This is a genomic window from Lacibacter sp. H407 (assembly GCF_037892605.1).
In the GTDB taxonomy this organism is placed as follows: domain Bacteria; phylum Bacteroidota; class Bacteroidia; order Chitinophagales; family Chitinophagaceae; genus Lacibacter.
In genome coordinates this window covers 1,366,143-1,389,340 of the sequence record NZ_JBBKTU010000001.1, presented here as the reverse complement: position 1 = coordinate 1,389,340, position 23,198 = coordinate 1,366,143, and the positions used below count along the sequence as shown (strand labels likewise).

General features: G+C 41.0%; 26 protein-coding genes. 10 read left to right on the top strand and 16 right to left on the bottom strand.

Annotated elements, in window-relative coordinates; translation table 11 throughout:
• The 5 genes from WG989_RS06050 to WG989_RS06030 all read right to left on the bottom strand — a co-directional run bounded on the left by WG989_RS06050 (position 1) and on the right by WG989_RS06030 (position 5,136).
• Positions 1 to 1,659 carry an amidase gene (locus WG989_RS06050; protein WP_340428039.1) on the bottom strand — a complete coding sequence of 553 codons (1,659 nt, stop codon included), beginning with the start codon at positions 1,657 to 1,659 and terminating at the stop codon, positions 1 to 3.
• Positions 1,660 to 1,715: 56 nt separating this feature from the next.
• Entirely contained in the window at positions 1,716 to 2,222 is a 507-nt protein-coding gene (locus WG989_RS06045) for a GNAT family N-acetyltransferase (protein ID WP_340428037.1), read from the bottom strand.
• Positions 2,223 to 2,273: 51 nt separating this feature from the next.
• Positions 2,274 to 2,774 (bottom strand): hypothetical protein, encoded by a 501-nt coding sequence (locus WG989_RS06040; RefSeq protein WP_340428036.1) that lies wholly within the window; start codon positions 2,772 to 2,774, stop codon positions 2,274 to 2,276.
• 249 nt (positions 2,775 to 3,023) lie between these two features.
• Entirely contained in the window at positions 3,024 to 4,097 is a 1,074-nt protein-coding gene (gene recA, locus WG989_RS06035) for a recombinase RecA (protein ID WP_445298474.1), read from the bottom strand.
• Positions 4,098 to 4,221: 124 nt separating this feature from the next.
• Positions 4,222 to 5,136, bottom strand: a complete 915-nt coding sequence (locus WG989_RS06030; protein ID WP_340428034.1) for a CE1 family esterase — start codon at positions 5,134 to 5,136, stop codon at positions 4,222 to 4,224.
• Positions 5,137 to 5,316: 180 nt separating this feature from the next.
• On the opposite strand from WG989_RS06030, the gene WG989_RS06025 reads away from it, so the two are divergent.
• Positions 5,317 to 5,787, top strand: coding sequence for a DUF4920 domain-containing protein (locus WG989_RS06025; RefSeq protein ID WP_340428033.1), 471 nt, complete (start codon positions 5,317 to 5,319; stop codon positions 5,785 to 5,787).
• Positions 5,788 to 5,865: 78 nt separating this feature from the next.
• On the opposite strand, the gene WG989_RS06020 is transcribed toward WG989_RS06025, so the two are convergent.
• A complete protein-coding gene (locus WG989_RS06020) occupies positions 5,866 to 6,504 on the bottom strand; it encodes a YceI family protein (RefSeq protein WP_340428032.1) in 639 nt (212 codons plus the stop codon).
• A gap of 232 nt (positions 6,505 to 6,736) precedes the next feature.
• On the opposite strand from WG989_RS06020, the gene WG989_RS06015 reads away from it, so the two are divergent.
• Positions 6,737 to 9,853, top strand: a complete 3,117-nt coding sequence (locus tag WG989_RS06015; protein WP_340428031.1) for a WD40/YVTN/BNR-like repeat-containing protein — start codon at positions 6,737 to 6,739, stop codon at positions 9,851 to 9,853.
• 77 nt (positions 9,854 to 9,930) lie between these two features.
• Here WG989_RS06015 and WG989_RS06010 read toward each other — a convergent pair whose 3' ends face one another.
• Entirely contained in the window at positions 9,931 to 10,470 is a 540-nt protein-coding gene (locus tag WG989_RS06010) for a DUF4199 domain-containing protein (RefSeq protein ID WP_340428030.1), read from the bottom strand.
• A 106-nt stretch (positions 10,471 to 10,576) separates the two neighbouring features.
• The gene (locus WG989_RS06005; RefSeq protein WP_340428029.1) at positions 10,577 to 11,059 is read right to left on the bottom strand and encodes a helix-turn-helix transcriptional regulator; all 483 of its coding nucleotides are present in this window, start codon (positions 11,057 to 11,059) and stop codon (positions 10,577 to 10,579) included.
• A 125-nt stretch (positions 11,060 to 11,184) separates the two neighbouring features.
• Here WG989_RS06005 and WG989_RS06000 point away from each other — a divergent pair, with 125 nt between their 5' ends.
• A complete protein-coding gene (locus WG989_RS06000) occupies positions 11,185 to 11,853 on the top strand; it encodes a hypothetical protein (RefSeq protein ID WP_340428028.1) in 669 nt (222 codons plus the stop codon).
• 11 nt (positions 11,854 to 11,864) lie between these two features.
• On the opposite strand, the gene WG989_RS05995 is transcribed toward WG989_RS06000, so the two are convergent.
• Positions 11,865 to 13,553, bottom strand: coding sequence for a B12-binding domain-containing radical SAM protein (locus WG989_RS05995; RefSeq protein ID WP_340428027.1), 1,689 nt, complete (start codon positions 13,551 to 13,553; stop codon positions 11,865 to 11,867).
• 346 nt (positions 13,554 to 13,899) lie between these two features.
• On the opposite strand from WG989_RS05995, the gene WG989_RS05990 reads away from it, so the two are divergent.
• Genes WG989_RS05990 through WG989_RS05970 form a run of 5 tightly spaced genes read left to right on the top strand, consistent with a single transcriptional unit; the run spans position 13,900 to position 16,162 of the window.
• Positions 13,900 to 14,256 (top strand): ArsR/SmtB family transcription factor, encoded by a 357-nt coding sequence (locus WG989_RS05990; protein ID WP_340428026.1) that lies wholly within the window; start codon positions 13,900 to 13,902, stop codon positions 14,254 to 14,256.
• Positions 14,240 to 14,695 carry an SRPBCC family protein gene (locus WG989_RS05985; RefSeq protein ID WP_340428025.1) on the top strand — a complete coding sequence of 152 codons (456 nt, stop codon included), beginning with the start codon at positions 14,240 to 14,242 and terminating at the stop codon, positions 14,693 to 14,695. Before WG989_RS05990 ends, WG989_RS05985 begins: the two co-directional genes overlap by 17 nt.
• Before the next feature lie 20 nt (positions 14,696 to 14,715).
• A complete protein-coding gene (locus tag WG989_RS05980; protein WP_340428024.1) occupies positions 14,716 to 15,192 on the top strand; it encodes an SRPBCC family protein in 477 nt (158 codons plus the stop codon).
• Positions 15,193 to 15,209: 17 nt separating this feature from the next.
• Positions 15,210 to 15,650 carry an SRPBCC family protein gene (locus WG989_RS05975; RefSeq protein ID WP_340428022.1) on the top strand — a complete coding sequence of 147 codons (441 nt, stop codon included), beginning with the start codon at positions 15,210 to 15,212 and terminating at the stop codon, positions 15,648 to 15,650.
• A gap of 11 nt (positions 15,651 to 15,661) precedes the next feature.
• On the top strand, positions 15,662 to 16,162 hold the full coding sequence (locus tag WG989_RS05970) for an SRPBCC family protein (protein WP_340428020.1): 501 nt from the start codon (positions 15,662 to 15,664) through the stop codon (positions 16,160 to 16,162).
• Positions 16,163 to 16,258: 96 nt separating this feature from the next.
• Here WG989_RS05970 and WG989_RS05965 read toward each other — a convergent pair whose 3' ends face one another.
• From WG989_RS05965 to WG989_RS05955, 3 genes are all read right to left on the bottom strand, one after another.
• The gene (locus WG989_RS05965; protein WP_340428019.1) at positions 16,259 to 16,618 is read right to left on the bottom strand and encodes a cupin domain-containing protein; all 360 of its coding nucleotides are present in this window, start codon (positions 16,616 to 16,618) and stop codon (positions 16,259 to 16,261) included.
• 62 nt (positions 16,619 to 16,680) lie between these two features.
• Positions 16,681 to 17,100, bottom strand: coding sequence for an OsmC family protein (locus WG989_RS05960; protein WP_340428018.1), 420 nt, complete (start codon positions 17,098 to 17,100; stop codon positions 16,681 to 16,683).
• A 75-nt stretch (positions 17,101 to 17,175) separates the two neighbouring features.
• The gene (locus WG989_RS05955) at positions 17,176 to 18,291 is read right to left on the bottom strand and encodes a saccharopine dehydrogenase family protein (protein ID WP_340428017.1); all 1,116 of its coding nucleotides are present in this window, start codon (positions 18,289 to 18,291) and stop codon (positions 17,176 to 17,178) included.
• A 73-nt stretch (positions 18,292 to 18,364) separates the two neighbouring features.
• On the opposite strand from WG989_RS05955, the gene pnuC reads away from it, so the two are divergent.
• Together pnuC and WG989_RS05945 are read left to right on the top strand one after the other, a co-directional pair.
• Positions 18,365 to 18,985 carry a nicotinamide riboside transporter PnuC gene (gene pnuC, locus WG989_RS05950; protein WP_340428016.1) on the top strand — a complete coding sequence of 207 codons (621 nt, stop codon included), beginning with the start codon at positions 18,365 to 18,367 and terminating at the stop codon, positions 18,983 to 18,985.
• A 49-nt stretch (positions 18,986 to 19,034) separates the two neighbouring features.
• Positions 19,035 to 19,574 (top strand): AAA family ATPase, encoded by a 540-nt coding sequence (locus WG989_RS05945; RefSeq protein WP_340428015.1) that lies wholly within the window; start codon positions 19,035 to 19,037, stop codon positions 19,572 to 19,574.
• On the opposite strand, the gene mtgA is transcribed toward WG989_RS05945, so the two are convergent.
• From mtgA to WG989_RS05925, 4 genes are all read right to left on the bottom strand, one after another.
• Complete coding sequence (mtgA, locus tag WG989_RS05940) at positions 19,563 to 20,345, bottom strand: monofunctional biosynthetic peptidoglycan transglycosylase (RefSeq protein ID WP_340428014.1); 783 nt, start codon at positions 20,343 to 20,345, stop codon at positions 19,563 to 19,565. The genes WG989_RS05945 and mtgA overlap by 12 nt on opposite strands.
• Positions 20,345 to 20,866, bottom strand: a complete 522-nt coding sequence (locus WG989_RS05935) for a hypothetical protein (protein ID WP_340428013.1) — start codon at positions 20,864 to 20,866, stop codon at positions 20,345 to 20,347. Before WG989_RS05935 ends, mtgA begins: the two co-directional genes overlap by 1 nt.
• A gap of 65 nt (positions 20,867 to 20,931) precedes the next feature.
• Positions 20,932 to 21,567, bottom strand: coding sequence for a LysE family translocator (locus WG989_RS05930; protein WP_340428012.1), 636 nt, complete (start codon positions 21,565 to 21,567; stop codon positions 20,932 to 20,934).
• 90 nt (positions 21,568 to 21,657) lie between these two features.
• Positions 21,658 to 23,184, bottom strand: a complete 1,527-nt coding sequence (locus WG989_RS05925; protein WP_340428011.1) for a GH3 family acyl-acid amido synthetase — start codon at positions 23,182 to 23,184, stop codon at positions 21,658 to 21,660.
• Positions 23,185 to 23,198 lie beyond the last annotated feature (14 nt).

Below are 23,198 nucleotides of genomic sequence, written 5' to 3'. Positions count from 1 at the left end.
CTACTGCTTAAACATTTCCGGATGCACATCATCCCATGTTGTTGCCTGCTGAAATAATTTTCCAACCTGTAACAAAGTTGCTTCGTCATACAACTTGCCAACCAATGTAATGCTTGTTGGAAGTTTTCGTTGGTTAAAGCCTGTCGGCATCACCAATGCCGGATGACCGGTAAGATTGGTAATGGCTAATTGTCTGCCTCCGTATGTTGGTGTAATAACAATATCAACTGTTTCAAAAAAAGTTTTCATGTGTTGCATCAGTAAATAGCGATGACGGTTTGCATTGATATATTCCACTGCAGGAATTAATCTTGCAGAGCGAAAGGAATTCGGCCAATCGTTTTTGGTTTGTGCTGTTAACTGATCATCCATATCTGTTCTTGTTAACTCATCAAATGCAGCAGCACTTTCTGCACCAATGGTAATGCCAACTATATTGAAGGGGTATGCAGCACTGTCGGGAAAGAAAACAGGAATTAATTGAATACCCATCTTCTCAAATGCTTTCAACACTTTCCATTCATTCGCACTGGTATCGGTTATGCGGTCGAAATGATTCTTTGCATATCCGATCCGCAGTTTTCTGATATCCTTCTTTACAGTATAGTTGAATGGCATATTTACTGCACCTGGATCTTTACCATCAGTTCCATGAATATAATTGAATACAACGGCTGCATCTTCTGCACTACGACAGATGGGACCAACTTTATCAAGACTCCATGAAAGAGTCATAGCTCCGCTTCTGCTGATGCTACCGAATGTTGGTCGTAAACCTGTTGCACCACAAACTGTAGAAGGCGAAACAATAGAGCCTAAGGTTTCTGTTCCAATGGCAAAAGGAACAAGCCCGGCTACAGTTGCAGAAGCCGACCCTGCTGATGATCCTGATGATCCGAAGTTCAGGTTCCACGGGTTTTTTGTGCGGCCACCATACCATCTGTCGCCCATGGCCAATGCGCCGAGTGTAAACTTTGCAACAAGTACAGCACCCGCTTCTTTCAGTTTTGTGTACACATAACTGTCTTCTTCAATTGTTTGATCTTTATAAGGAGTAGCACCCCATGTAGTTTTTGTTCCCTTCACCGCAAACAGATCTTTTAATCCATAAGGAATACCATGCAACGGCCCCCGGTATTTTCCTTTTGCAATTTCGTCATCAGCAGCCTTTGCCTGTTGCAATGCAATTTCTTCTGTTAATGAAATCACACACTGCAACGTGTCGCCATACTTGCGGATACGTTCAATAAAAAACTTAGTGAGATCAACGGAACTGATCTTTTTATTTTTGATGAGAGATGCTAATTGCAGGATATTGTAAAACGAAAGATCAGCTTTGTTAACCGGCATGTTTACATTGGCAGGAATATTCCATTGTACGGGTAATTGCTTTGAGTTGAACTGCATACCGGGCAACACCGGGCTTTGCCAAAGACTCATTGGTACATTGTTGTTCAATGGAAGATTGTGCATTTGCGAATACTTCCTTGCATTATCTCTTACGTCACGCAACATACTGTCACGCTCTGCCTCTGTAAAGTCAACACCGATTAATTTGGCCGCAATTCGAATATCTTCTTTTGAAATTGTATCCCGCTGCTGAGCGATCATAAAAAAGGGAAGCGAACAAAAAAGAACTATCTGGAATGATTTCAACATAAGCGTAAGTTTAGAAAAAGGAAACTACAAAATTTGCGGATAGCAACCTGCGTTTGTTAAGTGTTACGGAATTTCACCCACATATATTCGTCCAGTAACTGACCGTTCTTGATCACTCCTTTTTTATGAATGCATTCCAATTCAAACCCGTTTTTTGTCAGCACTTGCATCGAAGCTTTGTTATGCTCGTACGTAGTTGCATAAATGCGGTGAACGTTTGGATATTTTTGCCAGATATGATCTTCAATTAATGCAACAGCTTGCGTGGCGATCCCCTTTCCCCAAAACGGTTCACCTAACCAGTAGCCGATCTCTGCATTGCAACGATACACATCAGTTTGCGGCACCATACCAATACTTCCTGCAAAATTACCGTTCACTTCAATTACAAAATTGATAACAGGAGTTATGCCGATATTCTGCAATAACCATTGCTTCCCATCTTCCAACGTATAAGGATATGGAAACAGATCACGTACCTGATCGTAGATGCGTTTGTTATTTGCCAATGCAATCAATGGATCAAGATCTTCTACTTTCCATTCTCTGATTTTCACTTGCATAGAATATGAAGATAAAAAAAGCTCCTTCAGGAGCTTGTTGAAAGATTTGCCTTAATCGAGCCGCAGGTACACATCCTCTTCTTTTTCAAAGAAAAAGGAGTGGTTCATGTTTTTTTGTATAAATGCCTTTAGCTCTGCTGAGCTTGTAAACATCTCATCGATATTCTCCGTTACAGCACTCAATGTAATACGTGAGCCGCTGGGCGATACTTCTATTTTGTAGAGAAAATACTTGGGAGCTGAACTGTATTCGCTTAGTTCCGATACATTCAAAAACTTCATACTGCCGACTTCAGAAATAAAGGCTTCATATTGTTCAACCGAATCATCCGGCTTCGCATCCTTCTTTGCTTTTGTAATAGTTACTACAAAATCATCCTTTCGTTTTATCGTCAGCACATCATCACTTGAACTCTTTGGTTCCCATTTTCCAAACAGGTTGGTGGGAAATTTTATGGATGGTTGATCAATGGATACCGCTGTTTCATACGGACATCCCATTAATAAAAAAGAGAAGCAGGCCACAGCAAAGAGTTGAACTGATTTTTTCATATGTTCTTTTTTATTGTTTTTTAGCCATATAGTATAACTCATTAAAAATGATCATCGAAGGTTGGTGTAAAATAGTCTGCGCATTTTTAATGGTTATTTCATGTGAAACGTACATTAAGTTGAAGACGAAAGTAAATCTATTCGCAGGGCTTTGCAATACCTTTACGGGGGTATCAGCAAAAAACAGAAAGGCCCTCCGGTACGCATTACTGCAACCGAAAGGCCGATACTTACAAACAAACCCGACGTTTACAAAGCAGCTGCGCCGCTTTGAATTTCTTTTATCTTTTCACGGATCTTCACTTCTATTTCATTTGCCATGCCCGGATTATCAAGTAAGAGATTTTTTACAGCATCTCTTCCCTGTCCCAGTTTGTCGCCATTGTAACTATACCAGCTACCGCTTTTCTGGATAATGGCCATATCAACACCCATATCAATAATTTCACCTGTTTTGCTGATACCTTCTCCAAAAATGATATCAAACTCGGCTGCCTTGAACGGTGGCGCTACCTTGTTCTTTACCACTTTTACTTTTACACGGTTACCAATTGCTTCATCACCATCTTTGATCTGACTCATACGACGGATATCCAGGCGAACCGATGCATAGAACTTCAATGCGTTACCGCCGGTAGTTGTTTCGGGGTTGCCAAACATCACACCAATTTTTTCACGCAACTGGTTAATGAATATGCAAATGGTATTTGTTTTATGAATCGTAGCGGTGAGTTTACGCAAAGCCTGGCTCATCAAACGTGCCTGTAAGCCCATTTTGCTATCGCCCATTTCACCTTCCAGTTCACTTTTTGGAACCAAGGCTGCTACTGAGTCAATAACGACTACATCCAATGCTCCTGAAAGAATCAATCGATCTGCAATTTCCAATGCCTGTTCACCATAATCAGGCTGAGAGATCAATAAATTATCTACGTCAACACCTAATTTCTGCGCATAGCCACTATCAAATGCATGCTCCGCATCAATGATGGCGCAAATGCCGCCTTTCTTTTGTGCTTCAGCAATAATATGTGTAGCGATGGTTGTTTTACCACTGCTTTCCGGGCCATAGATCTCAATCACACGTCCTTTAGGTACACCGCCAATGCCGAGGGCAGTATCCAACCCAATAGAACCTGTTGAAATAGCTTCAATTTCATGAACGCCTTTCTCATTCATCATCATCACACTTCCTTTTCCATAATCCTTGTCAATCTTGTCGATGGTGAGCTTTAATGCTTTGAGCTTTTCATTGTTAATGCCAACGCTCTCTTTACTCATTTTTTCCTTTTTTGGTTTCTCCAAAATTAAAGTCTCTTCCATAACGGGTTTGTTTTGTTTGTTAACACTAATTTGTTTAGCAAACGTAAAACTAATTATTTTAGAAGCCAAATATTTTAGCAAAAATTATTCGGTACTGCTTTTTTTAACAGGAACCGTCATAAGATCAGGGCAACTGGTATTGCTGGAAAAAGCTCCACAACAAATCGTTTGCGTTGATGGAGTTGGAAGGAATATCAGAGTTCGGTCCGCCGGGCAAACCATCGGGCCAGCCATGAGCACCATCGTTGGTGAGATAATAATCAATGATACTATTGTTTGTACAATTGAGCCAGCGTTTATGTGTATAGTTTGCGGTTGTTGTTATGACCTGCGAAGGAGAAGCACAATTGTTTTTAAGCGACCACACATTCAACACCGAATCAAGCGGCGGACAATAAACTCCACTTACCCCATTACCATAACCGCCGGTATAAACAACATGTTGATCGAGTTTTGAATGCATATGCAAAACAGGAACGGCACGGCCGGGATTACAAGCCTGCGTAACTACCATAGTAGAACCATTTGGCGCAATGGCTGCGATCTTGTTTGATAGTTCACATGCAAGCCGGTAACTCATCATACCTCCGTTTGAATGACCTGTTGCATAAACTTTCTTCGGGTTGATCTTATAGGAAGCCGCCAATTTATCGATCAACATGCTGATGAATTTTACATCATTGATGTTATTGCTTACTGATGACCCGCAACAAGTGCCTGCATTCCAGGTATTGATAACCCCGGTGCCTTCGGGATAAACAACAATAAAACCGGCAGCATTGGCTTTCTCTGTAAGTTTTGATGTGCTTTCGAATTGGCTGGCGCTACCTCCTCCACCATGCATCGCAATCACCAATGAAAACCCTGTGTTATCGTAATAAGCAGGAGGAAGATTGAGTACATAGCTTCGTGATAATCCATCCACAACAATTGTTTCATTGAAACGATAAGGTTTGGTGGATGGCTTTCCTTTTCCGCAGGAATTCCAGAAAACAGCAAGAGTGCTGATTATAAAAAGTTGAAACAGTCGGTTTTTCATTGCAGATTTGATTTGGATTCTATTTTTCATGACCGGTATGACGACTGCAGGATCAAACGGTTTAACGGTCTTATTATTTTGTTGATCTGATGGCAGCGGGCTTACGCATCAATTAATTTTTAACAAGCTTCATTTGCTTGCTCCAAACTCTTGACTAACTTTGCCTTTCAAATTTTTTTTATGAAAAAACTTTCTTTTGTATTGATGGCTGTCTTCATGAGCGCAGCTGCCCTTGCCCAAAACAACCCGAAGCCTGCAGAAAAAGGCGTAACCTACGGAGCTGGTACAGAAAATAAAGATGTTGTTACGATTGGCAACATGGAAGAGCAGGTGCAAAGCGCCGGCAAATTCAGCGGAAAGATCACCGGTAAAGTAACCGAAGTATGCCAGGAAAAAGGCTGCTGGATGAAAGTTGACAAAGGAAATGGCGAAACCATTATGGTGAAATTTAAAGACTATGCGTTCTTTATGCCAAAAAACCTTGCCGGTCAAACTGTGGTACTTGAAGGTGATGCAACTGTAAAAGAAGTAAGTGTAAAGCAACAAAAGCATTATGCTGAAGATGCAGGAAAAAGCAAAGAAGAAATAAACAAGATCAAAGAAGTAAAGAAAGAAGTGCAGTTTGTAGCGAAGGGTGTGTTGGTGTTATAATTCACTACAACATAATTTATAAATAAGAAAGCTGGTTCCAATGGAACCAGCTTTCTTATTTATCACTTTGAAAAACTATTACTTTGCTTTATTCATTTCGAGTAAAACTGTAACATCCACATCTTTTCCTACAACAAGTCCACCTGCTTCTGTTGCACGGTCCCATTTTAAGTTATAATCAAAACGGTTGATAGTTGTTGTTGCTTTAAAACCTGCTTTATCGCCACGTGTGCTGGTAGCAATGCCACCAAATCGTACTGCAAACTTCACACTCTTGGTTACATCACGTATTGTAAGGTTACCAACCAGCTCATATTTATTATCACCAAGTGGTTTGAATGATGTGCCAACAAATGTTGCAGTTGGAAATTTCTCTGCATTGAAAAAATCATCGCTCTTCAAATGTTTGTCACGATTTTCATTCTCCGTGTTGATCGAATTCATATCAACCGAAAAATTGATCTTCGCATCACTCATGTCGGCTTTTGTATGTTCAACCGTACCGTCGAAGATTTTAAAAGATCCTTCTGTTTCAGAAACCACCATATGTGTTACCGTAAACTTCAGGTTTGAGTGTGATCTGTCCAGCGTCCACTTTGTAGGTGTTTGCACATTCGCTGAAGGCTGTTGATTGTTGTTTGTGTTTTCCTTCGGAAGAAAAGCCGCCATTACAACGAAAGAACCAATGGCAACTACTGATAAAAAGAAATGTTTCATACTGTGTTTGTGTTTAGGAATTTTTATTGTTTGAACATCAAAAATAAAGGTTTCATCTATTGCGTTCCTGTTAAAACAAGATTAAACAACCGGCTTAAACTGTTTTCACCTGATCAACGCAATGATAATCAGGTTAGTCGCTAAAACCGTTCCATTCTTGTGCCGCTTATCAAAAACATTTGGAGAGGCGGTATTGTTTTCTGAATTTCAGTTTTCCTAAAAACAAGCTTGTATGAGAATAATCGCTCTGGCCGTTTCGGCCTTGTTGTGTCTTTCTGCCACAGCACAAATTAAAAATGAACATTTTAAGAACCTGAAACCCCGCAACATCGGCCCGGCCGGTATGAGTGGACGGGTAACCGCAATTGATGCACTGTACAGTAACCCCGACGTGATTTTTGTGGGAGCTGCCAGCGGTGGTGTTTGGAAAACAGGCAATGGCGGTGCCACCTGGGCTCCTTTGTTTGATGAGCAGCCACTGCTGAATATCGGTTCGCTCAAAATTCAGCAAAGTAACCCGGATGTAATTTGGGTAGGTACTGGTGAAGGAAACCCCCGCAACTCTCTCAACCTTGGCGATGGTGTATTTAAAACCCTCGACGGTGGTAAAACATGGAAACGTATGGGGCTAGAGAAAACAAGAAATATCCATCGTATCCTAATCGATCCAAACAATCCTGATGTGGTGTATGCCGGTGCTATTGGTAACCCTTATGGCATCCACAGCGAACGTGGTGTATTTAAAACGACAAACGGTGGCGCTACTTGGGAGCGTGTGTTATATACAAACGATACAAGTGGTTGTGCCGAACTGGTGATGGATCCTTCCAATCCCAATAAACTCATCGCCAACATGTGGCAACACCAACGTAAGCAATACAACTTTAACAGCGGCGGCCCCGGCAGCGGTTTATATATTACGGTGGACGGTGGAAAAAACTGGAAAAAGTTAGGAAAAGAAAATGGATTGCCTGATGGACCGATTGGCCGTATCGGTATTGCCTTTGCAGCAAGTCAACCTTCACGGGTATATGCAAAAGTAGAAGCTACAAAAAACGGTTTGTATAAAAGTGATGATGGCGGATTTACCTGGAGTTTGGTGAACAGCGATCCGGCACAGATCACTGATCGACCGTTCTACTATCAGGAAATTTATGTAGATCCAAAAAATGAAAATCGTATTTATGATATTCATTCAACTGTAACGTATAGTGAAGATGGTGGAAAGAGTTTCAACACATTGATTCCTTACAATGGTATTCATCCTGATCACCATGCCTGGTGGATCCATCCAACCAATTCCAATATTATCATTGAAGGAAATGATGGTGGTATCGGCATCAGTAAAGATCGTGGTGCAAGCTGGCGCTTTGATGAGCAATTACCTTTTGGTCAGTTCTATCATATTAATGTAGATAACGAAATCCCTTACAATGTAATGGGTGGTTTGCAGGATAATGGTAGCTGGAGAGGCCCTGCCTACACATGGGTGAACGGCGGTATCCGCAACTACTATTGGGAAAGTTTGTGGGGAGGTGATGGTTTTGACGTGGTGCCCGATCCGGAAGACAGTAAGTGGGTCTATGCCATGAGCCAAGGCGGAAATGTTGGTCGCTATAATTTCACAACCGGTCAGCGTGAAACCATTAAGCCACCTGCACCTGATGCAAAAATCAAAATGCGTTTTAACTGGAACAGTGGTATTGCATTGGATCCATTCGACAGCAAAACCGTTTACTTCGGTTCACAGTTTTTGCATAAGAGTACTGATAAAGGAACTACCTGGCAGATCATTTCCCCCGACCTCACCACCAATAATCCGGAAGAACAAAAAGAAGAAACCGGTGGTCTGACCTTGGATATTACCGGTGCTGAAAATTTCAACACCATTATGGCCATTGCACCATCTGCAAAAAATAAAGAAGTGATTTGGGTGGGTACTGATGATGGCAATGTGCAGCTGACAAAAGATGGCGGTAAAACATGGACCAACTTCCGCGGAAAAATTCCGGGTATGAATGCTGGCGCATGGATCACACAAGTACATGCAAGCCGTTATAACGAAGCGGAAGCATTTGTTGTAAGTAACGATTACCGCCGTGGAGATTTCAGCATTACTATTTTCCGCACAAAAGATTTTGGGAAAACATGGGAAAATATTCTGGCGAATAAAGGATTGAAAGGTTATGCACTTTGTATGATCCAGGATCCCGTACAACCCAATTTGATTTTTGTGGGTACTGAACATGGTTTGTGGGTGAGCTACGATAATGCAAAAACATTTGCACAATGGACCAATGGTTATCCTTCAGTATCAACCTACGACTTAGCGATTCAGGAACGTGAAGCAGATCTGGTCATCGCAACTTTTGGTCGTGCATTATGGATCATGGATGATATCCGTCCGCTACGTGCTATGGCGGCTGCTAACGGCGCCGTACCAACGAAAAAAATCACTGCGATTGAACCGCCTGTTGCCTACCAGGCACAATACCGCAATGCTCCCGGTTACGAATGGAGCACATGGGGTTTGTATGAAGGTGAAAACAGAAGAAGAGGCGCAGCCATTTCCTTCTTTGTAAAACCGGAAGCAACTGCTTCTGCTAAAGCAGATACAGCCATCGTAAAAATTTATGATGCACAGAATAATCATCTGCGTACGTTACGTGCAGCAGCAGGTCCCGGCCTGAACCGTTTTTATTGGGGATTTGAAACAAAAGGTACACGTCAGCCCGGTCAACCAAAACCAAGACCGAACGCTCCCGAGCAAGGCGGTGGCTGGCAAGTGTTCCCCGGCACTTACAAAGCTGTGATCACATTAGGAAAGGAAAGTGATTCAACGATGATAACCGTAAAAGATGATCCACGTATTGAAGTGAAGAAAGAAGTGTATGAAGCCAAGAAAAAAATGATGGATCGCATCCAGCAAAGTGCTGATAAGTTAACGGCTGCTTTAGATAAAATAGCTGATGCAGAAGAAACCATGACGAAGATCGAAACATCGTTGCGTGGTGTGGAAGGAAAAGAAGCAGATAGTTTACGCAAAGCAGGTGTTGCCATGCGTGCAGAAATTAAAAAGATCCGTGAAACAATTTCAGGTCGTAGCGCTGAAAACAGACAGGGTATTACACGTTTTGCAGACAGAACAACCAATACTGCATTGCAAGGTGCCCGTTCAGAAATCATGGGAAAGATCGCTGCACCTACTGCACAAACAGAACGTTTAGTTGTGGAAGCTGAAACAGCAGTGAACAACAGTGTGAATGCGATCAACGAATTCATCAGTGGTAAATGGGCCGGCTACCGCAAACTGGCAGAAGCTACCCCGATCAAGTTTTTTAAAGATTGATCATTGAATTGATAAACTATAAGAGGCTGCTTTGTTTTAAAGCAGCCTCTTTTTATTTCCGGTCACAACCAACTCGTTTATGCAGCAACCTTGGTTGCGTTCTTCTTCTTTAAGATCAATGCAGTGATCAACGAGACAATCAACCCCACTGGAAAAATTTCAAAATAGGTAAAGAGCACAAAGAACAACGGGTTCTTATACATCTCCTTTTGTGTATTCATCTGTTCGGTCAGTTCCTGTATTTTGGCGGGAGAGGAGGTTGGTTTTGCATTTTCAATCATCTGCGCACAATAGCGATCCATAAAATCGGGCATATAAAAATTGTAGAGCAATGCCCACATGATCACATACATCGTAGAGCCGATCAATGCAATCAACAACCCCATCTTAAAGGCTTTGCCAAAACTGATAACACCACCGTTTTGTTTATCACGATAATTTTTTACCGCCACGAAAATTAAGGAGAAGGCAACGAGCATACTCAGGTACCCGATGATCATGGAACCGCCTCCATGACCAGCATCGGGATTGTTATACATCGTAACCATGCTGATGGCCATAAGCGTGGAAACAACCAATCCTGAGATCAATCCAAATACAAGTACATTCTTTTTCATACAGATTTTTTTTGTGCTGTAAAAGTGGGTGTTCTGCAATAGAAATACCTCATACTAAAGTATGAAATTGATAAAACAGCTGGGAAATGATACGAAAGGATGAGGGTCAGGCAATCAATTTCAACTGTCTTGCTTTTTCAACTGCCTGTGTTCTTCGTTTTACATCCAGCTTTTCAAATAATTTCGATGAATGTGTTTTCACTGTTGGAAGCGACAGAAATAAACGCTCCGCAATTTCCTGGTTGCTCAACCCTTCGGCCATCAGTTGCAATACTTCCATTTCCCGGTTGCTTAAGCCAAGCTTTTGTTTTTCTTTCTCCATTGCTTCCAGTTCTGCGGGTGAGAGTTCCTGGAGATACACATGCTTTTCCACCACCACCGTTTGTATTTCGGTTTTTGGTTTGATGAGTTTTAACGCCAGCCAAATACCAAGGCCGGTAAACACAACAGCAATACTGAGAATATAGAGTTCGTGGGAATGATTGATGAGCACCAGCTTGTACTGCAGCAACTGCAATACGATCAAAATGCCAACCATTAATGCAGCATAAAGCAGTATCTGTTTGTATTTCTGTAGAAAACGACGCATCGTCCTACGAATGTACGGCTGTTGATGATATGTAAGAAGTGGCGGCTGAGTGAATTTGCACACTTTAATTATTACCTTTAAAACAGCATTAGTAGAACATAGAATAACAGAACTTCCAAAATACAATGAAACGAATTCTATTCATCCTTACAATCATATATAGTTCAATTCATTCAACTGCACAAACGATTAGGCTGGATACTAACAGACTAGAAGCTGTACAAGTAGCACTGTCCATTGAAAAATTTATGGGGATTGACGTGGTAAAAGTGGTCAAGGATTCAAGTATAAAAGCAGTTGATGAACCAACTTTTGCAAAGATCAAAGGAATTGAATTCAGCAACGGAACAATCGAATTAAAAGTCTTGAGCAGATTGTTAAAAAATGCATCGGAGTTTGCAAGAGGATTTATCGGCGTTGCTTTTCGCATCAACGATAACAATACAAAATTTGAATGTATTTATTTGCGTCCTACCAATGGGAGAGCAAATGACCAGGTAAGACGAAATCATTCTATTCAATATTATTCCTATCCTGATTATAAGTTTGATCGTCTTCGTAAAGAAGCACCTGAGCGTTATGAATCGTATGCCGATATGGAATTGAATAAATGGATCACCATGCGCATTGAAGTAAATGGCGCACAGGCTAAACTGTTTCTTGATAACAATCGACAACCTTGTCTGATCGTAAATGATTTGAAGCACGGAGCCAATGCCTCTGGTGCCATCGCACTATGGGTTGATGTTGGTACGGAAGGATATTTTAAAGACCTGAAGGTTATAAAAAAGTAAAATGCTTGATCTTACCAACGCTCTCTATTGATGCCAATTCCTTCCAACACTTTTGGCTTGTTCTTCCCATCAAACGCAATCACCATTGTTGTTTCCGCTGACAGTATATGATTGTGCTCAACAAATTCAGTCCAGTTAAAATTGATGGGCAACATCGCAAAACGAAGTTTGTGATGATTCAGTTTATGTTCTTCGATCAACTGTTGTTTTGCAGGTGCATCGACTTCCGGTAATAAAAGTGAAACAGGTTTTATTTTATGTTGCAGGTAATAATCGATGCTGATGAGCTGTTGCAACACGGCATCTTCAGGATAAGTTTCTTTTGCATAGGTAAATAAGATTGTGTACACATCTTTCAGATCATGTTTGTGAAGATCACAGTGATCGTTGAAGTAATTGCCAAGGCTTTGTAAGAAATCGAACTCACTGTAATACGCCGTAACATATTTCAATGTGTTGATGGCTCGTGGCTTGTTCCAGTATATTTCCAAAGCTTCCTCTGCCAGTGTCACTTGCTCAAGTTCTTCTTTGCTCATGTATTTGCTTTCGATAATCTGGTAAGGTGCAACAGGATCGTAGATATAACCATGTGCTGCGGCTGTTTTACGCACCGGTGTTCCTTTTAAAAATTTCAGGAAGCCCAATTGTAATTCAGGTGCAAAGAGTTTGAATACTTCTTCGAAACTGTATTTGATATCTTCAAAATAATCGAGCGGTAAACCAACAATGAGATCAAGATGCAGATCCACCACATCCTGCACTTGTTTGATGATGCCTTTTGTTTTTTCGAAATTCTGTTTCCGGCTTACTTCGAGGTTTGCTTTTTGATTGACGGTTTGAATACCGATCTCAAAACGGAACAAACCTTTCGGCACTTTCTCATTAATGAACTTGATAATATCTGCATGCAGAATATCAGCCGTAATTTCAAACTGGAATACATTACCCGGCTTATGATTGTCGAGAATGAACTGAAACACATCCAATGTAAAATCACGCTTCATGTTAAACGTACGGTCGAGGAATTTGATCACACGGCCATGTGTCATTAAATAAAGCAGGTTGCTTTTTATATCAGCCATTGGCAGGTAACGCACATTGTTATCGAGACTGGCCAAGCAGAAACCACATTTGTACGGACAGCCCCGGCTTGTTTCGATATAACAAACCTTATTGTACAAGTCTTCAACCGGATCGTTGATGTATGGATTTACACCAATGAAATTGCTTACATCATACGTAACGCCTTTTTCTTCGTAACGAACTTCACCATCAACTTTATACACAAGATTGGGAACAGCTTCCACATTCGGGTAATGCGTTAAAAATTCATGGAACGGGATTTCACCTTCGCCACAAATAATATAATCAATGCAATCATGCGCAATGATCTCTTCCCACTCATAACTCACTTCCGGTCCGCCCAGTAAAATTTTGCAGTTGGGGTTGATGGCTTTGATGCGCTCCGCCACTTTCAATGTTTGTGTAATGTTCCAGATATAACAACTGAACGCCACCACATCATATTCGGCACACTCCTTCGCCATTTCATCCACATTCATGCGAATGGTAAATTCCTTCCACGACAAACGTTCGTGGTGCTTATTCAACTCATACAAGATCCGGATCGCCAAGTTGAGGTGAATGTATTTTGCATTAAGGGTGGTGAGTAACAAACGCATCCGGCAAAAATAGTTCATCTGAGGCAAGGGTTAGTCATTCTTACCTAAGCTTGTCAAAGGATAAAGGTGGCCCGCACGCTATATTAGAACCAATTTGCTATCATTTGGAAAAGTTCAATCAATTTGTGAATAAGGCCTATCCACTTTAGAAAATCAAATTTCCGTACTCTTTTTAAGTTGATTTTCAATCTTCTTCTTTTTTTATTCATCCTATTGTTTACTATAAATAGGTGCCTTAGCGGAACTGATCAAAAAAGGGCAATCTGTTGCGTTTGAGGTGTGATGCAAAAAAAAATTGCTCCAAAAACTTGCGTAAGCAAATACTTACATATATATTTGTGTAAGTAAATACTTACGCATTATTATGGCATACGAAGCAAGAAGAGATGTGTTCCAGGCAATTGCAGACCCAACACGCAGGGAAATTATCGGGCTGGTGGTGAAACAACCGCAGAATCTGAATGCCCTCGCTGAAAATTTTAATGTTAGCCGGCCGGCTATTTCGCAGCACGTGAAAATATTGACCGAGTGCGGCCTCATTATCATTAAGCAAAAAGGGCGTGAGCGTTATTGCGAAGCAAAACTGGATGCTCTCAACGAAGTATCGGCATGGATCGAGCAGTACAAACAATTCTGGGAACAGAAACTGGATGCATTGGAAACTTATCTCGAAAAAATTCAACAGCAACCAAAAACAAAAAAGAATGTCCGCAGAAAATAACAAAGCTGGTCGTTTCATCCGATTAACAAAAGAGCTCCATGCTCCTGTTGAAAAAATATGGGAAGTGTGGAGTAATCCGGATCACATCAAACATTGGTGGGGGCCTGATGGCTTTACGAATACCATTACAAAAATGGATCTGCAGCCCGGCGGCGAATGGTTATTGGTAATGCACGGACCAGATGGTACGGATTATGATAATACAAGTGTGTTTACAGAAGTTGTAACAAACAAGAAGATCGTATACGAACATATCAGCGGTCATTTCTTTATTGCAACAATCGAGTTTGAACCGAAGGATGATACAACTGTGATGCACTGGGAAATGCTGTTTGAAACAAAGGAAGAATATCATCAGTTTGTTGAAGTATACAAAGTAGGCGAAAGTCTGCAACAGAATATTGAGCGACTGGCACAATACATTGAACGCTCAAATTAATCATCACAAAAACGAAAAACATGTCTGTAGAAAATAGTACCGCAGATCGGGAACTTCGTTTAACACGCTTGCTGAATGCATCTGTTGAACTGGTGTGGGAAGTATTTACCGACCCCGAACATATCAAGCATTGGTGGGGACCAAACGGCTTCACTAACACGATCACTAAAATGGAAATAGAACCAGGTGGTGAATGGGACTTGGTCATGCACGGACCTGATGGTACTGATTATAAAAATAAAATCGTGTTTAAGGAAATTGTGAAGCACAAAAAGATCGTGTACGATCATGTGAGCGGACCGAAATTTTTAACCACGATTGAATTTGAAGAACTTGGCAAGCAAACACAGATCAACTGGCATATGTTGTTCGAAAGCAAAGAACAGTTTATACAAGTGGTAAAAACATTTAAAGCTGATGAAGGATTGAAACAGAATATAGATAAACTGGAACTCTACCTTCAACAACAGGTACAGTTATTGAACAAACAACTTTAACCATTAAACACATCATCATGCAAACGGCAAACGATATTGTACTCGAAAAAATTTACAAAGCACCCATTGCTCTTGTATGGCTTGCTATTACGGAAGAGCAACACATGCGTAACTGGTATTTTGATTTTAAAGGACAGTTTCAATTAAACGTTGGACATTCATTCGATTGGTATGCCGGTGATCTCAAAGACAAACAATGGCTACACCGTGGTGAAATGCTGGAGATCATCCCCAATAAAAAATTAGTGCATACGTGGGCCTACCCCGGTTATAGCGGCAAAGCCATTGCTTATTGGGAACTGAGTGAAGTAGATGCGGCTACAACCAAACTCAACTTCCGTTTTGAATTTGCTGAACCGTTTGATGCAAATGAACCTGCATTGGCCAGCACTAATTTCGTCAATGGATGGAACGAAATTATTCTCAACAGTCTTGAACAATATCTCAACAAACAATAAAAACTATCATCATGTCAACAGTTAAAGAACAGTTTTCAATTACACGCACATTCAAAGCAAGCAAGCAACAGGTGTTTGATGCATTTGCAAATGCAGAAGCATTAGCCAAATGGTGGGGACCAAAAGGTATGTCTGTTGATGTGTTGCAACTCGATTTTCGTCCCAAAGGAATTTTCCACTACAGCATGAAGGTTGCTGATGCTGTTCGTTATGGTGTATTTCATTATGTGGCAATTGAAGAACCGAATCGTATTGAATGGGTCAATTCATTCGCTAACGAAGCAGGAGAAATTATACAGGCACCTTTTCCGGGTTTGGTTTTTCCAAAACAAGTGATGAACATCATGACGCTTACAGAAGAAAATGGCGCCACTACTTTACACCTGACAGGATATCCCATCAATGCAAGTGCAGAAGAAGAGAATACGTATTACTCAATGTTCACAAGTATGGAGCAGGGTTTTGGTGGAACAATGGATCAACTCGAAGCATATTTAGCAAACATGCAATAAGTTTTACATGATTGCTGGTAAAAGGATCCTGTTTGTTGTGTTTACTGCAAACAACAACTAAATGCAACAAACGGATCAATTTAGAAATACATTTCTTTACAATCGACCCAACGTTTTCTTTGTAAACGCATTCTCTACATTGCCTGTATTCAATGTAGTGGCGGGTTCAAATAATAACACCTGTACTTCTTCTTTGGCATTGGGCCGGTGTTCAACGCCTCTCGGAACAATAATAAATTCACCTTCATTGATTGTTACAACACGATCGGTAAATTCCATTTCAAAACTTCCTTTCACCACATAAAATAATTCATCTTCATGCTCATGATGATGCCAGGTGAACGGACCTTTGAACTTTACCAGTTTTACATGTTGCCCGTTTAACTCGCCAGCTATTTGAGGACTCCAGTGCTCTGTAAACAGGTTGAACTTTTCGGCAAGATTTACTTTTTCCATACTCTAAAATAAAACAGCCGGTCTTCAATTGAAAACCGGCTGTATAAATAATGATCTATAATTTATGCAACAAGTGTTGCGGTGCTGCTGATCTCCAATCCTTTCCCTAATAATTTTGAGATAGGGCAGTTTGCTTCAGCGTCTTTTACACACTCCTGAAATTTTGCATCATCAATACCTGGTACTGAGGCAGATACAATCAGGTGTGATTTCGACAAGGTACCATCCACAAATGTGATCTCGCATTTTGTATCAATTTTTTCAGGTGTAAATCCTGCTGCACCTAATACAAAACTCAATTTCATACTAAAACAACCGGCATGTGCAGCTGCTACTAATTCTTCAGGATTAGTACCAACACCGCTTTCAAAACGGGAGAGGTAAGAATATTGTGTATCAGTTAAAACGGTGCTTTGCGTTGTAAGGTGTCCGTTACCTTCTTTTCCTGTGCCATTCCAAACGGCCGATGCGTGACGTATCATACTATTTGTGTTTTTATTTGAGTTGGTAAATCTAACTCAAAAATAGCTTCTTCACAAACCGGGCCAATGAAAGTTTTATGATGTTTTCTTTATCCAATTCACATTTCTTTCCGCCAAATACTTCAATACAAAATCAAAACAGTTTTTATCATCGCCCAGCAGCTCCGGTGGAAACACACCTTTTTTTGTAACCATGCTCCTCGCCAGTAAATGAACAACGGCTGTACAGGCATATCCTGTTGTACGTGCCATGGAGGAAGTTTGTGTGGTAGTGTCGAATTGATCGTAGAGTTCGTATTCGATGAGTTTCCCTTCACCGTGTACAATCACTTTCATCACCGTTAATTCCTCTTCTGTTTCACCGAGCTTCCATTGATCAATGAGTAGTTGCGAGGTAAGTTGCATGGGCGAAACTGCATTTCCGTTGATCATCATTTTCTCGGTACTGAAAAATCCACTTTGCTGAAGTGCAATCATTAAATCAACATGACCGGGATAACGCAAGGTTTTTTCAATCTGCGTTGGAATGTGTGGCATTGTAAACAATAAGGATCGTAGGCCATCGGTATTAAAAGCTTCCAGCGTATCAACACGATCAAAGTGCATCAACTCCCGATCGGTCAACGCAGGTTTCGTTACTATAATTCCGTTTTCTTTCAATCGTGCAGGTCTTGTATATTCTTCAATTACATCAATGGGTGAGAAAGGCGCTTTGTAAAAGAAAGGTGGTTGTGGATGCAAGGGTAATCCACCAACATAAATTTCAAATGCATCAATTTTCATTTCGGTGTTGTAGCGTCCAATGATCCAGTTACTCATGCCAGGAGCAACGCCGCAATCAACAATAGCGGTTACATTTTTTTCTTTTGCCAATGCATGTAACTGCAATGCATCTTCAGGAAAAAAAGAAATATCTGCCACATTCTTCCCTGCATTGATCACCGCTTTCAATGTTTCAAAACCCATAAAACCGGGCACAGCAGTAACAACGATATCAAAGGGTTGTAAGAATGAGGAATAAGCATCCGTTTTACCAAGATCGGCAACAACCGTTTTTACAGTGGCTGTTCTGCGTTGTAACAATTGCAGATTTTGTTCACTTACATCAAACGAAGTAACATCAAATATTGTGGCTAGGTCAAGTGCAATGGCACGGCCTACCATACCGGCACCTAATACAGCAATCTTCATACAAGCAATTTTTGCAAAGATGCCCGAAAATTTTTTAGCACTCAATCTGAAAATTTCAATGCATTTTTGAAAAATGATCGATACTATCTGGCAGCAATTTGTAACGGGAATGAAGGCAACAACCTTACCCGAATACATTGCTGTATTTTCCGGTATTGCCAGTGTTTGGTACAGCCGTAAAGAAAATATCTTGGTTTATCCTGTGGGCCTTATCAGTACCACTATTTATATCTGGCTGAGTTATAAACAGCACTTGCTGGGCGAAGCGGCAGTGAATATTTATTACACCATAATGAGTATTTATGGTTGGTGGTTGTGGGCAAAAAAAGACAACGAGCATCATCAGGTGTTACATATCAGTTACTCAAATAAACGCTGGATTGTTTATCAACTTTTGTTCTTCGCTGGTTTTTACCTTGCATTATACGTTTCGTTGTATTATCTTAAACAGAACTTTGCGCCCGGTGCAATCCCCTGGGCCGATTCGTTCGCAGCTGCAACAGCTTTCACCGGCATGTGGCTTATGGCAAAAAAGAAAATCGAAAGCTGGTATTGGTGGATCGCAACCAATATCGCTTCAGCTCCTTTGTACTTTGTGAAACAATATGTGTTTACCAGTGTTTTTTATGTGGTGTTATTGATCATGGCCTTTTTTGGATTGGCAGAATGGAAGAGAAGAGTAAAATTACGATAGAAGAATTACCCTTGTTTTGTATTGCATCACCCGTTACATTGCAACCTTTATGAATTTCCCGAAGAAAGTTGTTCTACTCGGCCCGGAATCTACAGGTAAATCTTTTTTGAGCGAACGATTGGCAAAGCATTACCGATCGGTGTGGTGTCCTGAATATGCACGGGAATATTTACTGATGTTGGGAAGGCCTTATACTGCGGATGATTTATTGGTGATCGCCAAAAATCAAACCGAGCTGGCGGAAAAATATACTGCCGACGCTCTTGCAAAACAAGTGAACACGATCTTCTTTGATACAGATATGCATGTAATGAAAGTATGGAGCGAAGTTGTATTTGGCTCCTGCGATCCATGGATACTGCAGGAACTGAAACAACAGAAATACGATCTCTATCTACTTTGTAAACCCGATATTCCATGGGTGGAAGATGAACTTCGTGAATATCCGGAGCAAAAAGTGCGGAATGATCTGTTTGCTGTATACAAAGAACTCCTGCAACAACAAACTACACCCTGGAGTATTGTAAGTGGGAATTTTGATGAGCGTTTCGACAAAGCTGTGAAAGCTGTAGATGCTTTACTTCGCTGATCGTTTTTTCTTCTGTTCTTTTTTTGGTTGCACAGCATCCTTTATCAACAATTGAATATCTGCATCGCCTTCTAAATTATTCATTTGCCGCAAAACCCATTGCGAACGTACTGCAACTTGCTGCGTCAAAGGTTTTACTGTGTACTTTTTTGGATTACGTAATGAAGCTGCTATTTGTGCAGCTTCTACACGTGTAAGTTGCTTTGCAGACTTCTTATAATATTGCTTTGCTGCTGCTTCAATACCATATACGCCTTTGCCCATTTCCACCACGTTGAGATATACTTCCAGTATCCGTTTCTTGCCCCATATCCATTCGATCATTTTAGTGAAGTACATTTCCAACCCCTTACGGAACCAACTGCGGTCCTGCCATAAAAAAACGTTCTTCGCTGTTTGCTGTGAAATGGTAGATGCACCACGGATACGTGTAGGTTTTTTTTCGTTATGATCCAGTGCCTTTTCAATCAGCTTCCAGTCAAAGCCCGCATGATCGGGGAACAACTGATCTTCTTCAGCAATTACTGCAAGCCGTGCATGACTACTCATCTGTTCGATGTTGATATAGTCACGTTTTAATCCTTCACCTTTTAGTACGCTTACAAGCTGGGTGATCGTTATTGGAGGATCGATCCATTTTAAAAGGATGATATAAACAAACTGTGCAATAAACAAAATGATGAATAAACGCTTCAGGAAACGAAGCGTACGTTGGAAAAAAGTTGTTGTACCGGTATTGGATTTTTTTGCCGCCATTGCTGCAATATACATCACTGTTTTTTTTCAGGAAGATTTTCGGATGGATAAAGATCCAGCACCTGAAGATCATACTTGTTACCGATACGGTAACGCTTGTTTCCTTTAAAAATAAGTTGTTGTGCATTGTACAACAGAACCGGGATGTAAACCAATGCCACACCGGAGAGCACTGAATTTAACAATGGTTCGCCGCTGATCACAAGCCCTGCCGTAAACAATGGGATACCGAGGTTGCTGTACAAAAAAGCTTCGTTGCTGAAGGGAATGATGCGGTGTTTTTTTGAAGGTTTTTTAAACACGATGGCAATATCACGTTTATGAATACCGCCATCTGCAAAATAAATACTGTCGTTCTGGATGAGATAAATAGTGCCGCTGAATTTTAATCCGAGTTTGGTTTGAAGAGCGATCACCGCTCCTTCTGCATAACGTTTTTTGGCAATACCATTCTTGCGCAGCACCAGTTCATTGAATTGTGCTTCTGCCTGTGTGGCTGCAATGGAAAGAAACAAAAACAGAAAGATTGATTTCATGTACTGGCGATAAAAGAACAACAGAAAAATCAAATGCTTTGTTAAGAAGTAACGATCAATACAGCTTAGCCATTGTTTTTATAAAACAATATCCCGATGATCAGTATAAAACCAAACACAATTAAAATTGTTCCGGATATTTTATTGATCAGGGTGATCATTTTTAAGGTAAGTCTGCTTCGCAAACGATTTGCCAAAAATACTTTCAACAGATCAGCGATTAACACAACAGCTAAACATGCCGCAAAGGTAGCAATGCGTTCGGTAACCGGCATAGTAATAAACGCTGTGGCCCATGTAAACCAAAATGCGATCACAGTTGGGTTAAGGGTGTTCATGAAATAACCGGCGAAAAAAATGCGGACATAATCACCGGCACTCCGTTTCATTTCAATACCATCGCCCAGATCACTGGCCTGCATTTTTTTAAAGAAGAGAAAGTAAACGCCAATACCGATCAGCAAAATGCTGCCACCCATCCCGATCACTTTTTCAAATTTGAGCAGGCGGTTAAACAATTCAGTAAATACATTGCTTATGAGAACGAGCGTAAGATCACTTGCCGCTACACCAAATACAAAGCTTAATCCACCTTTATGCCCATTACTGATGCTTTGTTTAATAATGGAAAAAATTACCGGACCCATACTGATGGCCAGTAATAAACCCAATGCCAAACCTTTGATGATTGCTTCAGTCATGTTTGATGATGGATTGATAGAGATACAGATCAAACGGATTGTAACAGATCATCACAACTGTATGATAAACGCTAGCTGTGAATTGATTCCCTACAATTTACCCGTTGTTAAAAACTGCTGCCAATCGGCCAGCATTTTTCCTTTCAACACTCTTGGAAATTTATGTTGTGCCCCAAGTTTTCCCTTCAGCTTCATGAATTCCATAAAACTTGATTCGGGCAAAATATCCAGGTACACATCTTTCAATGCACTGCCCCGTTCCACTGCATAATCATCATTGATCTCTTTCAACGCATTGTCAATTTTTGTACGCAGCTCCTCTGCATTTGCATGATCATCACAGGCCACATACCAATGGTGGGCAAAGAAATTACCATGTGGTTCGCCTACCACGGTGTATTCAGGAATCGAAATATTCATGTCTTCACTCACCAGTTGAATGGCCTTGTTCATATTATCAACACTCAGGTGCTCACCAACCAAACTTAAAAAGTGTTTGGTGCGACCTGTAATAACGATCTCGCATTTTTCTTTGTTGGTGAAACGAACCGTATCGCCAATCAAATAACGCCAACTGCCTGCACTTGTGCTCAACAACAACGCATACTCTTTTCCTTCTTCCACTTCGTGCAACATCAATGCTTCCGGCTTTTCAACAATATTTCCATCCGCATCAAAATTTTTATCCTCAAACGGAACAAACTCGTGGAAGATATGTTCGTTGGTTACCAGGCGCATACCATCTGCATCCTGCCTTGCCTGGTAAGCAATAAACCCTTCACTCGCCAAATAGGTTTCAATATAGATCAATGGTTTACCGAGTAATTTGGCAAAGCCGTGTTTGTATGGTTCAAACGATACGCCGCCATGTACAAAAAAGGCAAGGTTGGGCCATATCTCATGAATGTTCTTGAGCTGGTAACGCTCAATGATCATTTCCATACACATCTGTATCCACGCTGGTACACCCACTACAAAACCAATATCCCAGTTGGGCGCTTCGTTTACGATATAATCGAGTTTCGTATTCCAGTCTTTGGTTTTCGCAATTTTCTTTCCGGGCTTATAAAACGGGCTGAACCAGAACGGCATTTTCTTCGCCGTAATACCACTCAAGTCACCTGAATAATAACCCGGCCCTTTTTGCAGATCGGTACTGCCGCCCAACATCAACCAGCCTTTTCCCAAACTGCGTACCGGCAAATTTTCATACGTACGTAATGAGAGCAGTTGCTTGATCATGGCAATGCGGTTGCCCTGCATCAGATCGTTGGTGATCGGAATATATTTACTGGCAGCTTCGCTGGTGCCGGAACTTAGGGCAAAATATTTGATCTTGCCCGGCCAGCATACATCGGTATGCCCTTCCAGTGTTTTATGCCACCAATCTTTGTAGATCTTGTTGTAATCATGAACCGGTACAAGCTCCTGGAAACGTTTGCCCGGATGTCGGCTGTTCAGCACTTCATCAAACCGGTATTTCTGACCAAAGCCTGTATGCTTCGCTTTTTTCAACAGCTTTTTCAGCACCTTGATCTGCTGACGTTTCGGTGAATTGACCGGCAGATTGAGTGCTTTACTGACTGACTTAGGGAGGTTGATTTCAAATATTGACATGCGTACCGTTCAAT

Coding starts and splice junctions, on each gene's coding strand:
- WG989_RS05985 (WP_340428025.1), top strand. CDS start 14,240: ATGTCCGCAGAAAATAACAAAGCTGGTCGTTTCATCCGATTAACAAAA.
- pnuC (WP_340428016.1), top strand. CDS start 18,365: ATGATCGATACTATCTGGCAGCAATTTGTAACGGGAATGAAGGCAACA.
- WG989_RS05965 (WP_340428019.1), bottom strand. CDS start 16,618: ATGGAAAAAGTAAATCTTGCCGAAAAGTTCAACCTGTTTACAGAGCAC.
- WG989_RS05975 (WP_340428022.1), top strand. CDS start 15,210: ATGCAAACGGCAAACGATATTGTACTCGAAAAAATTTACAAAGCACCC.
- mtgA (WP_340428014.1), bottom strand. CDS start 20,345: ATGTATATTGCAGCAATGGCGGCAAAAAAATCCAATACCGGTACAACA.
- WG989_RS06010 (WP_340428030.1), bottom strand. CDS start 10,470: ATGAAAAAGAATGTACTTGTATTTGGATTGATCTCAGGATTGGTTGTT.
- WG989_RS05925 (WP_340428011.1), bottom strand. CDS start 23,184: ATGTCAATATTTGAAATCAACCTCCCTAAGTCAGTCAGTAAAGCACTC.
- WG989_RS05995 (WP_340428027.1), bottom strand. CDS start 13,553: ATGAACTATTTTTGCCGGATGCGTTTGTTACTCACCACCCTTAATGCA.
- WG989_RS06005 (WP_340428029.1), bottom strand. CDS start 11,059: ATGCGTCGTTTTCTACAGAAATACAAACAGATACTGCTTTATGCTGCA.
- WG989_RS06015 (WP_340428031.1), top strand. CDS start 6,737: ATGAGAATAATCGCTCTGGCCGTTTCGGCCTTGTTGTGTCTTTCTGCC.
- WG989_RS06020 (WP_340428032.1), bottom strand. CDS start 6,504: ATGAAACATTTCTTTTTATCAGTAGTTGCCATTGGTTCTTTCGTTGTA.
- WG989_RS05955 (WP_340428017.1), bottom strand. CDS start 18,291: ATGAAGATTGCTGTATTAGGTGCCGGTATGGTAGGCCGTGCCATTGCA.
- WG989_RS05980 (WP_340428024.1), top strand. CDS start 14,716: ATGTCTGTAGAAAATAGTACCGCAGATCGGGAACTTCGTTTAACACGC.
- WG989_RS06050 (WP_340428039.1), bottom strand. CDS start 1,659: ATGTTGAAATCATTCCAGATAGTTCTTTTTTGTTCGCTTCCCTTTTTT.
- WG989_RS06025 (WP_340428033.1), top strand. CDS start 5,317: ATGAAAAAACTTTCTTTTGTATTGATGGCTGTCTTCATGAGCGCAGCT.
- WG989_RS06030 (WP_340428034.1), bottom strand. CDS start 5,136: ATGAAAAACCGACTGTTTCAACTTTTTATAATCAGCACTCTTGCTGTT.
- WG989_RS05960 (WP_340428018.1), bottom strand. CDS start 17,100: ATGATACGTCACGCATCGGCCGTTTGGAATGGCACAGGAAAAGAAGGT.
- WG989_RS05930 (WP_340428012.1), bottom strand. CDS start 21,567: ATGACTGAAGCAATCATCAAAGGTTTGGCATTGGGTTTATTACTGGCC.
- WG989_RS05970 (WP_340428020.1), top strand. CDS start 15,662: ATGTCAACAGTTAAAGAACAGTTTTCAATTACACGCACATTCAAAGCA.
- WG989_RS05935 (WP_340428013.1), bottom strand. CDS start 20,866: ATGAAATCAATCTTTCTGTTTTTGTTTCTTTCCATTGCAGCCACACAG.
- WG989_RS06045 (WP_340428037.1), bottom strand. CDS start 2,222: ATGCAAGTGAAAATCAGAGAATGGAAAGTAGAAGATCTTGATCCATTG.
- WG989_RS05990 (WP_340428026.1), top strand. CDS start 13,900: ATGGCATACGAAGCAAGAAGAGATGTGTTCCAGGCAATTGCAGACCCA.
- WG989_RS06000 (WP_340428028.1), top strand. CDS start 11,185: ATGAAACGAATTCTATTCATCCTTACAATCATATATAGTTCAATTCAT.
- WG989_RS05945 (WP_340428015.1), top strand. CDS start 19,035: ATGAATTTCCCGAAGAAAGTTGTTCTACTCGGCCCGGAATCTACAGGT.
- recA (WP_445298474.1), bottom strand. CDS start 4,097: ATGGAAGAGACTTTAATTTTGGAGAAACCAAAAAAGGAAAAAATGAGT.
- WG989_RS06040 (WP_340428036.1), bottom strand. CDS start 2,774: ATGAAAAAATCAGTTCAACTCTTTGCTGTGGCCTGCTTCTCTTTTTTA.